Source organism: Gallibacterium genomosp. 1 (assembly GCF_000771875.1).
Taxonomy (GTDB): Bacteria; Pseudomonadota; Gammaproteobacteria; order Enterobacterales; family Pasteurellaceae; genus Gallibacterium.
Map to the genome: position 1 here is coordinate 35,931 of NZ_JPXX01000012.1, position 12,474 is coordinate 48,404.

Genomic DNA, 12,474 nt, shown 5'->3' on the forward strand with positions numbered 1-12,474 from the left:
AATGAAACCTCAATTATCTAAAAAAATGCCGTTGCGAGCGGTGATGGCTGAAGTGATATTGCAAGTGTTGGATCAAGGAAAATCACTCTCTTCATTATTACCGGAGGCACAACAACGTGTTTCCCTACAGGATATGGGATTGTTACAGGAAGTTTGTTTTGGTATCTGTCGTGTTTTACCAAGACTGGAACGTATTATCGGTAAATTGGTGACTAAACCTTTAAAAGGAAAAACTCGCATTGTTCATTGTCTGTTATTAGTGGGGTTGTATCAGTTACTTTATACCCGTATTCCGGCACACGCCGCAGTCGATGAAGTAGTAAAAGCAACCAAAGTATTAAAAGTGGAGAGCTTTCGTGGCTTGGTCAATGGTGTAATGCGTCATTTTTTGCGAGAGCAAGAGTCGATTTTGGCGGTGATTGATAAACATTGGCAAACATTACATCCGGAATGGTTGGTGAATCTATTGAAATCTTATTATCCGCAAAATTGGCGACAGATTGTTGAAGAAAATAATCAAAAACCGCCGATGTGGTTACGCGTTAATCAACAATATTGTAGTACCGAACAGTATCAACAGTTATTAGCACAACAACAAATTGCCAGTGAAGTATCACAACTACCTTCTGCTTTACGTTTACAAAACGCCATTTCAGTGGAGCAGTTGCCTAATTTTGAACAGGGCTGGGTAAGCGTTCAGGATTGTCACGCACAATGGGCAGCATTGCTATTAGATGGGCAGAATAATGAAACGATATTGGATGCTTGTGCTGCACCAGGCGGAAAGACAACGCATATTTTAGAATTAGCACCACAAGCAGTAGTCACTGCTTTGGACGTTGATGTTGGTCGTTTGCAACGAGTTGAGCAGAATTTGCAACGCCTCAATCAGCACGCAAACGTGATTTGCGGTGATGCATCACAGCCGCAACAATGGTTGAATAATGATGAAAGGTTTGATCGTATTTTATTGGATGCACCTTGTTCGGCAACCGGTGTGATTCGTCGTCATCCAGACATCAAATGGTTGCGACAGCCAAGTGATATAGAGCAGTTGGTTGCATTACAAAAACAGATTTTGGAGGCCTTATGGCAACGACTAAAAGTAAATGGTGTTTTACTTTATGCGACTTGTTCTATTTTGCCACAGGAAAATAGTGAGCAAATTCGATCTTTTTTAGCGACGCATTCCGATGCAAAATTGAGCGCAGTTGATTTAGGCGAGCAGGGCATAGATACCGGATTCGGTTTTCAATGTTTTCCGCATCAACAAGGCGGAGATGGTTTCTTTTATGCCAAATTAGTGAAACAAGCTGAAAGGTAAGAAGGGTGAAAATTATCATATTGGGGGCCGGTCAGGTTGGCGGTACGTTAGCAGAGAATTTGGTTAGCGAAGATAACGAAATCACGTTAGTAGATAATGATATTGAACGATTGAATCGTTTGCAGGATAAGCACGATTTACGTGTCGTTCACGGTAATGCATCATCGCCACGTACTCTACGTGAAGCAGGGGCTACTGATGCAGATATGCTGGTGGCGGTTACCAGTTCGGATGAAGTCAATATGGTGGCTTGTCAGGTGGCTTATACACTATTTAAAGTTCCGACAAAAATTGCGCGTATCCGTAATGCTGAATATATTCGTGAAAAAGATAAACTGTTTAAGAATGAAGTTTTGCCTATCGATCATATTATTTCACCTGAACAGTTGGTAATTGATGATATTGCCCGTTTGGTGAATTACCCCGGAACATTACAAGTAGCTAATTTTGCGGATGGATTGATCAGTTTAGCTGTAGTTAAGGCTTATTACGGTGGGCCTTTAGTTGGCTACTCCATTTCAATGTTACAGGAACATTTGCCACATATTGATGCACGTGTTGTATCTATTTGGCGTCAAGATAAAGTGATTCGACCGCAAGGTTCAACCATTATTGAAGCGGGCGATGAAGTGACTTTTATTTGTGCCAGTCAGCACATCCGTGCGGTGATGAGTGAATTGCAACGGTTAGAGAAAAATTATCGTCGCATAATGATTGTTGGCGGTGGTAATGTGGGGTCGGGCTTGGCAAGAACACTGGAAAATGATTACAGTGTTAAACTGGTTGAGCGTAATCAAAAGCGAGCGGAAATATTGGCGGAGAGATTATCAAAAACCATTGTTTTTTGTGCCGATGCCTCTGATCAATCTTTTCTGTTTGAAGAACATATTGAAAATATTGATGCATTTATTGCCTTAACCAGTGATGATGAAGCCAATATTATGGCATCACTGTTGGCAAAACGGTTGGGAACAAAAAAAGCGATTGCTTTAATCCAACGTATTGCTTATCTGCATTTGGTACAGGGCGGCACGATCGATATTGCCATTTCACCGCAACAGGCGACTGTTTCGGCACTGTTAAGTTATGTCAGAAAAGGCGATATTGTGAATGTTACCGTATTGCGGCGCGGTGTGGCTGAAGTGATCGAAATTGTGGCTCACGGTAATGTACAAACTTCACAAGTTATTGGACGTGAGTTGAAAAAAATCAAAATTCCGCAAGGCGTGATCATCGGGGCAGTTAGTCGTAACGGTGAAGTGTTAATTGCCAATGAGGAGTTGATGATTGAAGAAAATGATCACGTTATTTTGTTCTTGCAAGATAAAAAGTATATTGCTGAAGTGGAAAAATTATTCCAACCAAGCCCGTTCTTTATCTAAAAAGGTAACACTATGTTTAATCGACCATTTATTCTCTACATTTTAGGTTCAGTGCTTTCTAAAATTGCGTGGTTGATGATTATTCCGTTAATCGTAACCTTTTTTCATAATGGTGATGGTTTGATTGGTTTTTTAATCTGTATCGGCATCACTCATTTTGTCTCTTTTATTTTAACGCGTAAAAAACCGCAAGATATGCGCTTACGTGTGAAAGATATGCTGTTGTTGACGACTCTGATTTGGGTGATTAGTTGCGTGTTCAGTGCATTACCATTTATTGTAATCAGTGATTTTAGTTTTACTGATGCCTATTTTGAAACTGTTTCTGGTCTGACAACTACAGGTTCTAGCATTATTGTTGATGTGAGCGATACCTCTCCGGCACTGTTAATGTGGCGTTCTACAATGCAATGGTTAGGAGGTTTAGGCTTTATTGTGATGGCAGTTGCGGTGTTGCCGTTCTTAAATGTGGGGGGAATGACATTGTTCCGAACCGAGTCTTCTGATAAATCCGATAAAATTTTGCCGCAAGCACGAGATATTGCTAAAAGTATTATTCAGATTTATCTCTCTTTAACCGTTATTTGTCTATTTTGCTATATGTGGTCGGAAATGGATTTTTTTGATGCAATTAATCACGCCTTTACCACGATTGCAACCGGCGGATTTTCGACACGCAGTGGCTCAATGAGTGAATTTAACAGTAATACACAATGGATTTGCACGGTATTTATGTTTATCGGCTCATTACCTTTCCTATTAATGGTGCAGGCAATTCATCGGCGAAATATTTGGGTTTTATTCCGTGATCAGCAATTAATGGGATTTACTGTTTTTGTTTTTATTGTTGCTTTATTCACTGCTGCTTGGCTCAATTATGAGAATGTATTTAGTTGGCAGGATAGCCTTCGTTATGCTTTTTTTAATTTAATTAATATTATGTCCACTTGTGGCTTTAGTTTAGGTAATTTTGATACTTGGACGGCAACCACAACAATGATATTTACGGTCGCTTTTATTTTAGGAGGGTGTTCAGGCTCAACTACCGGTGGAATTAAGATATTCCGTTTTCAAATAATGTTCCAAGTATTAAAACATCAAATATTAAGATTGATTCATCCAAATAGTATTTCCGCTGTACATTATAATCGCCATACGGTATCAAATGAAACAGTGTTTGGGATTGTAGGATTTATCTTCAGTTACTTTATGATTATGGCTGTATTAGCAGTGTTAATGGCAATTTCAGGAATGAATTTTGAAAGTGCGTGGAGTGCGGCTGCAACAGCAATCAGTAATGTTGGACCGGGATTTGGTAATGAAGTAGGAGCCAGTGGCAGTTTTGCTAATATTCCGACAGTAGCAAAATGGCTGATGATTTTAGGAATGTTATTGGGACGACTTGAAATTATGACAATTCTTATTTTATTGTTTCCTAATTTTTGGAAAAAATAGTTAAAAATATTTGTATCACATTTTCAATAAAAATATAATGTGCGCCGTTTTAACATTTGATTATTAATTTTAGATTGGAAGTATAAAAATGAGTTTTTTTAAAGAATTCCGTGAGTTTGCAATGCGTGGTAATGTCGTTGATATGGCTGTCGGGGTTATTATCGGCGGTGCATTTGGTAAAATTGTAAGCTCTTTAGTTGGTGATGTTGTAATGCCGATTATCGGTTTATTGGTAGGCGGAGTTGATTTTAAAGATCTTAAAATTATTTTGCGCGGACCGGTCGGTGATATACCAGCAGTGACCTTAAATTATGGTATGTTTATTCAAACTGTTTTTGATTTCATTATTATTGCATTTGCTATTTTTGTTGCAATTAAAGCGATGAATAAATTAAAACGTGAAAAACCGGTAGAAGAACCAAAACCTGCTGAACCAAGCGCAGAAGAAAAATTATTAACAGAAATTCGTGATTTATTAAAAAATAAATAATTAAGGATTTTATGCAACAAGAACAAACAACTCCAAAACCAAATGCGATTGCTAAATTGATTTTTGCCAGTAGATGGGTTCAATTGCCGATCTATCTTGGTTTAATCGTGGTACAGATTATTTATGCCTTTAAATTTTTGAAATCACTTTGGCATTTGATAGTAAATCTTAATCAAATGGATGAAAACACAATAATGTTAGCAGTGTTGAATCTGATTGATGTGGTTATGATTGCCAACTTATTGGTGATGGTGTTGGTTGGCGGTTATGAAACTTTTGTTTCTAAATTAAATACTGATAATCATCCGGATCAACCGGAATGGTTGGATCACGTTAATGCTTCAGTGTTGAAAGTGAAGTTATCAATGGCGATAATTAGTATTTCCTCTATTCATATGTTGCAGACATTTATTAATGCGGCTAATTTGCCGGAAAAACAGGTTATGTGGCAATTGTTTTTACATCTCGGTTTCTTAGCATCAGCATTGGCGGTGGCATATACTGATAGGATTTTATATAACACAACGCATAAACAGCATTAATAATGATAGATGTACTTTTAAAATTCTTCTAAGATATAAACTAAACCTACATTTTGAAGTCAGTTCATTTTGTAGGTTTTTTTGTAGAATTGTCAAACCAAGTACAATACCTTATGAAAAAACTTCATAAGGTGTTCTGAGTTACTCCTATTGATTTATTCTCTTACTGTTTTGGGAAATTTTCCTGTATTAGCCCATTGCTGTTCTCATCAATAATGTTTAATTGGGATTTTTCCACGATGTTCTTCGTTCTAGCGAGCTTTAAAAATAAAATGGTACTATCAGCTTATTAAGATATGTTAATGAAATTAATGGCGGAGAGTCATAGGAGTTGAACCTACCCAAGACTGCTGGCAGCCTTAACAGGATTTGAAGTCCTGCCGCCTCACCGGAAACGACGACTCTCCCGAGAGTGTAAGATATGTAACAAAAGTGTACTCATTTTACTGAATTTTTCTGATAAAAACAGTATTATTTATTTTATTTTCAATAATTAGGAATCTGTTATGTCAGGATTTTACCGACAACTTCCCTCTATTGATCGTTTACTGAAAACCGAAAACGGTATACTTCTTCTGGAAGAGTATGGACATAGCGCAACGGTTTCAGCAATGCGTAATTTTTTACAGCAAGCAAGGGAGTTCATTAAAATATCGGCACAATTACCGTCGTTTTGTGTAGATGATCAGGCTTTTTTGCGACAAGTGGAATTATCGTTACAACAGCAACGGCAAGTTGCCATTCAACCGGTGCATAATTTAACCGGAACGGTGCTACATACGAATTTAGGTAGGGCTATTTGGGCGGAATCGGCACAACAGGCGGCACTACAGGCGATGCGACAAAATGTGGCATTAGAGTTTGATTTGCAACAAGGTAAGCGTGGACATCGTGATGAAGCAATAAGTGAGTTGTTAGTACGTTTGACAGGTGCAGAAGCTGCTTGTGTTGTGAATAATAATGCAGCAGCAGTGTTGTTAATGTTAGCGACTTTTGCAAAGGATAGAGAAGTTATTATTTCGCGTGGTGAGCTGATCGAAATTGGTGGTGCTTTCCGTATTCCCGACATTATGCAACAGGCAGGTTGTAAGCTAGTAGAGGTTGGTACAACAAATCGTACACACTTGCGTGATTATGCACAAGCAATCAATGAAAATACTGCTTTTTTATTGAAGGTGCATAGCAGTAATTATCAAATTGTCGGTTTTACTAATAGTGTTAGTGAAGAAGAGTTAGTACAGTTGGGGAAAAATAAAAATATTCCAGTAATTACTGATTTAGGTAGTGGAGCGTTGATCGATTTTCGTAATTATGGTTTGCCATACGAACCACAAGTACAACAGAAAGTGGTGGCGGGAGTGGATTTAATCTCGTTTTCTGGTGACAAATTATTGGGTGGGCCACAGGCAGGCATTATTGTCGGCAAAAAAGCGTTGATTGAGCAATTACAACAACATCCGTTAAAACGAGTGTTGCGTTGTGATAAGGTGATTTTAAGTGCATTGGAAGCAACGTTACGCTTATATCTCGAGCCAGAAAAGTTACCTAAATCATTGCCGACATTAAATGCTTTAACAAAAACTATAGAAGAATTACAAACGCAGGCGCAACAATTATTACAAATGTTACAGGTAAAGTTCGGAGATCGCTTTTATTTAATGATAGAATCTTCTGTTGCTCAAATTGGTAGTGGGGCGCAACCAATGACAAAAATTGATTCTTTAGCGGTAACTTTGCAGGCAAAATCGACGAAAAGCGAAGATTTATATCAATTAATGACAATACTTAAGTCATTATCGCAACCTATTATCGGTCGTGTTGAAAATAATAAATTATGGTTAGATTTGCGTAGTGTAGCACGAATAGAAACATTATTAACAACGGTAAATGAATTATGATTATAGTCACGGCGGGACACGTTGATCACGGAAAAACTGCTTTACTTCAAGCATTGACAGGCACTAATGCTGATCGTCTTCCGGAAGAGAAAAAACGGGGAATGACGATTGATCTTGGTTATGCTTATTTGCCAATCGGTGATCGTGTTCTTGGTTTTATTGATGTGCCGGGACACGAAAAATTTCTCTCTAATATGTTGGCAGGATTGGGGGGTGTAGATTATGCAATGTTGATGGTGGCGGCAGATGAAGGTATTAAGCCACAAACTGTTGAACATTTAACCTTACTGTATTTATTGCAGTTTAAACAAATTTTAATTGTTATTACAAAAGCGGATCGTGTTGATTCTAAGCTAATTGAGCAATTATTGCAGAAAATTCGCAAGCAATTTCCATTCTTAGCTCAAAATCCTGCATTTATCACTTCCGCTTATTCAGGTCAGGGTATTGATGAGTTAAAGCAGTATTTATTGAAACTGGAAAATCTGAGTGATCAAAATAAACCGTTCCGTTATGCAATAGATCGCGTATTTACTTTAAAAGGTGCTGGATTAGTAGTCACTGGAACTGTGTTCAGTGGAGCGGTGTCAGTAGGTGATGAACTTTATCTTTCTTGTGCACAACAGAAGGTTAGGGTTAAAAGCATTCACGCTCAAAATCAGAATTCGTCAAAAGGGGTTGCCGGGCAACGTGTGGCATTAAATCTTGCTACTGAATTAGGCAAAGATGAGATTAAACGTGGAGATTGGCTTAGTAGTTTAGAAACAATGCCTTTTAGTGACAGAATAACGATTAAATTAAAACCAAATCAGGTTTTAAATGACAGTCAGGCGGTGCATATTTATTATGCGGCAAATCATACAATTGGCAAATTTACTCGATTGATCAATGGTGAAAATGATTTAGTTGAATTGGTAATGGATAAACCGTTGTTGATGGCGAGTGGTGATAAATTGATTTTGCGTAATGCTGATGATCAGCAGACATTAGCTGGTGCAACAGTATTGGAGATTAACTCTCCGAAACGGCATAAACGTACGCCGGAACGGTTGAGTTATCTGCAATCGTTATTACAGTGTACTAACAGCATTGAAAGGATCAAATTTTATCTTAAAAATCAGACATTGGAAGTTGCTCATTTACAATGGATAGAGCAGTTGACTTCTAGTCAGTTACGACAATTACAACAGCAACAACACTTGTTTTTATACCGTGATCAGGCATTTTCCTTGAATTACCAACAGCAACAACAACAAGCGTTATTACAGCATTTGGCTCAGTTTCACGAGCAACATCAAGATCAATTAGGAGTTAGTAAGGTACGTTTATGGCGAATGAGTGCCTTGCAACAACCGAAGATATTAATTTTCCATTTTATTGATCAATTAGTGGCACAGCAGCAGATGCTGCAAGCCAATGGTTGGTTACATTTACCTGAACATCAGATCAGTTTTACTTCACAGGAGCAGCAGCTTTGGCAAGCGGTGGAGGCGGAATTTACGAAAACCACACAACCTATTTGGGTGCGTGATATGGCAAAAATTTTATCGTTAGATGAACAGGAGATGCGCTGTTTTATGTATAAAGCAGGAAAAATGGGATTATTGATTCCAATTGTGAAGGATCGATTTTTCCGTCAGCAAGATATTCAGCGTTTTGCACAATGGTTAAAAGTTTACCTTCGTCAATATCAACAGATTTCGGTAAATGAGGTTCGGGATCAACTCGGGTTTGGACGTAAATTATCGGTACAGTTAGTAGAATATTTTGATCGTTCCGGATTTTTACGACGAAAAGGAAACTTTCATTTATTAAGAGATGAAGATGCTTTTTAATAAAATAAGCGTAATAGTTAACAACAGGTACAAATAATATTTAATTTGTCCTATAATTACGCGATTTTTAAATTGGTTGAGGAATATAGGTTATGACACGAAATTATTTCACTTACTCTATTCTTGCTTTGGGGTTATGCTTATCGAGTGTTACCTATGCAGCGAATAGCCAAAATACAGAATTGAAACAAATTTTATCCCGTGCTTTTGAGAAAGATCCGGAATTATTAGAAGCAAAAGCCAATACGATGATTGCTCACAATCAAACAGAACAGGCAATTTCGGGGCATTATCCAACACTATCTGTTTTTGGTCGTCAGTCATTAGAGGATTATTCTCGTTATCAAACAAATGATAGAAATAATAAATTTACACCGGGAGCACAGGCGAATGTGAACCTTTACTCTTTTGGTGCAATTGAAAAAAAGGTCGCTTATTCTGAGGCCAATGAAGATTCTTTCCGTTATAAATATGATGAAACAAAAGAGAATATTGCCTATAAAATTACAGAACTCTATTTAATGGCAATTCGTAGTAAAGATGCGATTGCAGCACAACAACGAGGATTAGCTCGTTTGCGTAGTATTATCGGTGAAATAGAGGCGATTGCAGACAATGATGAAGGGCGTCGTTCTGAGTTGGTGCAGGCAGAAGCACGAATGTTTGCAGTTGAGCAACAACAAAATACCTCTGAACGTGAGTTACAGGACGCATTAAGTCAATTGCAACGTTATTCAGGTAAAGCGGTAAAAGTGAGTGGGTTGTCTGATCCTTTTAAAGGAATGACAGCTGTTGTACTAAAGAAACAGTATTCTCAGAACCAATATTTGCATCCTTCCTATAAGACTGCTCAAGCTAAAATTAAGAGTGCGCACGCGAGTGTAGAAGCGGAGCAAGCGAGTCGTTATCCTAAATTAGATTTGATAGGGCAGGCAACTAAAGATGATCGCCAGGTTTATTTGAATGTATCTTGGGATATGTTTAATCGTGCTTCTTCATACAGCGTACAGGAAAAAGCACAAACATTAGAAGCTGAAAAAAGTCGTTTAGAGCAGACTAAATTAGAGTTGGAAGAGAAAACTAGGACTGCATTAATTAATTTAGAAGAGTACCAACGTCAAATTGGCACGTTATCAAAACAGGTTAACTCACTTTATGAAGTTACCAACTTTTATAAATTACAATTCCAAATTGCAAAGCGTTCTTTATTGGATTTGTTGAATGCGGAAAATGAATTATTAAGCGCGGAATTAAATCGAGTATCCGCCGAATATCAATTACGTCATTCTGTGTTGGATTATCTTTATTCACAAGGAATGACTACTAAATGGGCTATTGATCTTAAATAGAAAATAAAAACAGTTATGAAGTTAATTATTGAAAATGTTGCATTGGCAACACAAATTTTAGGGTCGCCACTTTCTGTGGCGACACTTGCCTCTCATACTATTCGCCGTAATGGCAATAATCTTGATTTTTCATCATTATGTGAATATTTGCGAAGCGAAGGTTTTGAGAATAATTTATCGCAACGATCATTGAATGAAATTCCTTCTTTGGCATTACCAGTAATTTTGATTTTACAGAATGAAGAAGCTGCAGTGGTAACTGCCATAGATACTAATGAAGAGGGTAAACGCCTTTATACCATTACTCATACTGATGGTATAAAACAGCAACTTGCTGAAGTAGATTTAGCTGAAAAATATCTTGGTTACTGTTGGTTTATTAAGCCGAAAGTAGAAAAAGATATCCGTTCTGAATTGCCGGAATACTCTTTGCCGAAGAGTTGGTTTTTCCGTATTATTTGGCGGTTTAAAAAATATTATTATCAGGTTATTGCGGCAACATTTATTATCAATTTCCTTGCTTTAATTAGTTCTCTCTATGTAATGAATGTGTATGACCGGGTAATTCCTAATCAGGCATATGAAACCTTATGGGTATTAAGTATAGGTGTGATTTTGGCAATCAGTTTTGAGTTTGCCGCCAAAATGATACGTGGACATTTAACAGATGTGGCAGGTAAAAAAGCCGATCTAATTATTAGTGCGATGCTGTTTCGGCGAGTAATGGCCTTGAAGTTGCAGAATCGTCCGGTTTCTTCTGGTTCTTACGCTAATAACTTACGTGATTTTGAGTCGGTGCGTGAATTTTTAACTAGTGCCAGTTTGCTGACTTTGGTTGATTTACCATTCTTATTGCTGTTTGTTACTGTAATTTGGATTGTCGCTGGTAAATTAGCATTGGTACCAGCGATTATTATTCCTTTGGTGATTGTTATCGGTATTTTGGCACAGGCCCCACTTTCCCGTGCCATTAATGAATCAATGCGTGAATCTTCACAACGTCAAGGCTTGGTGGTGGAAGCAATAGAGGGGATTGAAACTATTAAAAATAACAATGCAATGTCGTGGGCGCAGAAGCGTTGGGATTTTTATACCGCAAAAAGTTCTTTTTCCTCAATTAAAGTAAAAGATACCAGTAATTTTGTGGTGAATTTAATCACCGCTTTGCAGCAGTTAAACACTGTAATTCTAGTAATTTTCGGTACTTATCTGATTCATAGTGAAGATCCGAGTAGTCGCATCACAATGGGGGCACTGATAGCTTCTGTCATTCTTTCTGGGCGAGCATTAGCACCGTTGGGACAAATTGCTGGATTGGCAACTCGTTTCCAACAGGCGTGGTTAGCATTAAAAGGGGTAGAAGGTATTGTATCTAAACCTATTGATAAACCCGCAGATCGTGAATATATCAGTTTGAAACAGGTGCAAGGTCATTTGCAGTTTAATCACGTTTCTTTTAAATATCAGGAAGATAGTCAACCAGCATTGCAAGATTTTAACCTAATTGTTCGTCCGGGTGAGAAAGTAGGGGTATTGGGTAAAATTGGCAGTGGAAAATCTACGGCGTTGAAATTAGGTGTTGGTTTGTATGATCCGAGTAAAGGAAATATTACTTTAGATGGTATCAACCTCAAACAGCTCGATCCTTATTATTTACGCAATCAAGTTTTGTTATTAGAACAAAATCCTCGTCTATTTTTAGGAACTTTGCGTGAAAATTTGGATATAGGTCGAATGGATTCCTTCCCGAGCGATCAAACCCTATTAGTGGCGTTGCAACGTTTCGGCTTGTTAGGCTTAGTGCAAAATCATCCGCGAGGATTGGATATGTATCTTGGGGAAAATGGTTTAGGGCTATCCGGTGGGCAAAAACAGGCAGTGGCATTGGCTCGTATGACGTTAAAAGATCCGAAAGTAGTGTTGTTGGATGAACCTACTACTGGGTTGGATCAATTCCACGAACAACAGGCTTTGGTAGGTTTGTCACAATGGGTACAAAACCGTACTTTAGTGGTAGTTACACATCGTCCTCAAGTGTTGCAGTTAGTTGATAGAGTGATTGTAGTTGATAACGGAAAAGTGGTAATGGATGGGCCAAAGGATGCAGTATTAAAACGTTTAGCACAACCACAACAGCAAGAAGAAGCCACTGTGAAAATAGAACATCACAGCGATGATACAGAGAATAAATAGGTTTGA

The 12,474-nt window shown here is 38.0% G+C and carries 9 protein-coding genes and 1 tRNA gene; 9 read left to right on the forward strand and 1 reads right to left on the reverse strand.

Features of this window, described 5'->3' with window-relative positions; all coding sequences use genetic code 11:
* Position 1: 1 nt before the first annotated feature.
* From rsmB to JP36_RS04660, 5 genes are all read left to right on the forward strand, one after another.
* Entirely contained in the window at positions 2 to 1,324 is a 1,323-nt protein-coding gene (gene rsmB, locus JP36_RS04640) for a 16S rRNA (cytosine(967)-C(5))-methyltransferase RsmB (protein WP_039172422.1), read from the forward strand.
* A 5-nt stretch (positions 1,325 to 1,329) separates the two neighbouring features.
* On the forward strand, positions 1,330 to 2,706 hold the full coding sequence (gene trkA, locus JP36_RS04645) for a Trk system potassium transporter TrkA (protein WP_039172424.1): 1,377 nt from the start codon (positions 1,330 to 1,332) through the stop codon (positions 2,704 to 2,706).
* Between the two features lie 12 nt (positions 2,707 to 2,718).
* Positions 2,719 to 4,161, forward strand: coding sequence for a TrkH family potassium uptake protein (locus JP36_RS04650; RefSeq protein ID WP_039172428.1), 1,443 nt, complete (start codon positions 2,719 to 2,721; stop codon positions 4,159 to 4,161).
* 88 nt (positions 4,162 to 4,249) lie between these two features.
* Positions 4,250 to 4,651 (forward strand): large-conductance mechanosensitive channel protein MscL, encoded by a 402-nt coding sequence (gene mscL / locus JP36_RS04655; protein ID WP_039136217.1) that lies wholly within the window; start codon positions 4,250 to 4,252, stop codon positions 4,649 to 4,651.
* 11 nt (positions 4,652 to 4,662) lie between these two features.
* Entirely contained in the window at positions 4,663 to 5,193 is a 531-nt protein-coding gene (locus JP36_RS04660; RefSeq protein ID WP_039136219.1) for a TIGR00645 family protein, read from the forward strand.
* A 312-nt stretch (positions 5,194 to 5,505) separates the two neighbouring features.
* Here JP36_RS04660 and JP36_RS11495 read toward each other — a convergent pair.
* Positions 5,506 to 5,600: transfer RNA gene (locus JP36_RS11495), tRNA-Sec, on the reverse strand.
* A gap of 99 nt (positions 5,601 to 5,699) precedes the next feature.
* On the opposite strand from JP36_RS11495, the gene selA reads away from it, so the two are divergent.
* The 4 genes from selA (at position 5,700) to JP36_RS04680 (ending at position 12,468) form a co-directional block, all read left to right on the forward strand.
* Positions 5,700 to 7,091 carry an L-seryl-tRNA(Sec) selenium transferase gene (selA, locus tag JP36_RS04665; protein WP_039172433.1) on the forward strand — a complete coding sequence of 464 codons (1,392 nt, stop codon included), beginning with the start codon at positions 5,700 to 5,702 and terminating at the stop codon, positions 7,089 to 7,091.
* Positions 7,088 to 8,926, forward strand: coding sequence for a selenocysteine-specific translation elongation factor (selB, locus tag JP36_RS04670; RefSeq protein WP_039172436.1), 1,839 nt, complete (start codon positions 7,088 to 7,090; stop codon positions 8,924 to 8,926). The genes selA and selB overlap by 4 nt, the downstream gene beginning before the upstream one ends.
* A 92-nt stretch (positions 8,927 to 9,018) precedes the next feature.
* Positions 9,019 to 10,275, forward strand: coding sequence for a TolC family protein (locus tag JP36_RS04675; RefSeq protein ID WP_039172439.1), 1,257 nt, complete (start codon positions 9,019 to 9,021; stop codon positions 10,273 to 10,275).
* 15 nt (positions 10,276 to 10,290) lie between these two features.
* Positions 10,291 to 12,468, forward strand: a complete 2,178-nt coding sequence (locus JP36_RS04680) for a type I secretion system permease/ATPase (RefSeq protein WP_039136227.1) — start codon at positions 10,291 to 10,293, stop codon at positions 12,466 to 12,468.
* Positions 12,469 to 12,474 lie beyond the last annotated feature (6 nt).

Coding starts and splice junctions, on each gene's coding strand:
- rsmB (WP_039172422.1), top strand. CDS start 2: ATGAAACCTCAATTATCTAAAAAAATGCCGTTGCGAGCGGTGATGGCT.
- JP36_RS04675 (WP_039172439.1), top strand. CDS start 9,019: ATGACACGAAATTATTTCACTTACTCTATTCTTGCTTTGGGGTTATGC.
- JP36_RS04650 (WP_039172428.1), top strand. CDS start 2,719: ATGTTTAATCGACCATTTATTCTCTACATTTTAGGTTCAGTGCTTTCT.
- selA (WP_039172433.1), top strand. CDS start 5,700: ATGTCAGGATTTTACCGACAACTTCCCTCTATTGATCGTTTACTGAAA.
- JP36_RS04660 (WP_039136219.1), top strand. CDS start 4,663: ATGCAACAAGAACAAACAACTCCAAAACCAAATGCGATTGCTAAATTG.
- selB (WP_039172436.1), top strand. CDS start 7,088: ATGATTATAGTCACGGCGGGACACGTTGATCACGGAAAAACTGCTTTA.
- mscL (WP_039136217.1), top strand. CDS start 4,250: ATGAGTTTTTTTAAAGAATTCCGTGAGTTTGCAATGCGTGGTAATGTC.
- JP36_RS04680 (WP_039136227.1), top strand. CDS start 10,291: ATGAAGTTAATTATTGAAAATGTTGCATTGGCAACACAAATTTTAGGG.